The organism is Pseudomonas fluvialis (assembly GCF_002234375.1).
In the GTDB taxonomy this organism is placed as follows: Bacteria; Pseudomonadota; Gammaproteobacteria; order Pseudomonadales; family Pseudomonadaceae; genus Aquipseudomonas; species Aquipseudomonas fluvialis.
On the sequence record NZ_NMQV01000049.1, the window covers coordinates 1 to 682 of the forward strand.

A 682-nucleotide genomic window follows, 5' to 3' on the forward strand; every position below is an offset into this window, starting at 1 on the left:
TCTTACTTCCTCCACAGTTACTCCAGCGCCGACAAGCTGGTGTTCCTGCGCGACCAGGCCGAGGACTGAACATGCTGTTCGGCGTGGTACTGGCCATCACCTGGCTGATCCTGCTGCTGCGCTACCCGACGCGCGCCCTGCCCCTGTCGCTGGCGGCGCTGGCCGCACTGGCCACGCTGGCGGGACTGCTGCTGTGGCAGGATGCGCGCCACAATGCACGCCTGGAGAGCCTGACGATCACCCTGCGCCATGATCGCCAGCAATGCCCCGCCGAACGCCCCCTGTATATCAGCCTGCACAACCCCCAGGCACAACGCCTGGACAGGCTGGACTGGCAGATCGAAGCCTGGCTGCCCGGCGAGTCGATCAATCTGGTACAAGTGCACTACGACAACCCGCGCTACAGCCTGCCCCAGCCGCTGCCAGCCGGGCAGACCTGGCAGGACTGCCTGCCCCTGCCGGCGTTGCGCAGGGGGTACCGGGCCGCCAGTCTGGAGTACCGCGCGACAAACCTGCACGGTGTATTCCATAACCAGTAACAATCCGGAATCCCTGTCATGACGACACCTGTTGCCCTGATCACCGGCTGCTCCAGCGGCATTGGCCGTGCCCTGGCCGAAACCATGCGCGATGCGGGTTATCAGGTATGGGCCTGTCTCCTTTACCCATCTGACGTAGCCGT

The 682-nt window shown here is 64.7% G+C and carries 2 protein-coding genes; both read left to right on the forward strand.

What is annotated here, in order from left to right; all coding sequences use genetic code 11:
• The first annotated feature begins 71 nt into the window (after positions 1 to 71).
• Positions 72 to 539, forward strand: coding sequence for a multidrug transporter (locus CFY91_RS15520; RefSeq protein WP_093987283.1), 468 nt, complete (start codon positions 72 to 74; stop codon positions 537 to 539).
• 18 nt (positions 540 to 557) lie between these two features.
• On the forward strand, positions 558 to 682 hold a 125-nt coding region (locus tag CFY91_RS15805; RefSeq protein ID WP_133063704.1), incomplete at its 3' end, for an SDR family NAD(P)-dependent oxidoreductase.

Bases quoted from the DNA above. Each gene is read 5' to 3' on its own strand.
- CFY91_RS15520 (WP_093987283.1), top strand. From the start codon at position 72: ATGCTGTTCGGCGTGGTACTGGCCATCACCTGGCTGATCCTGCTGCTG.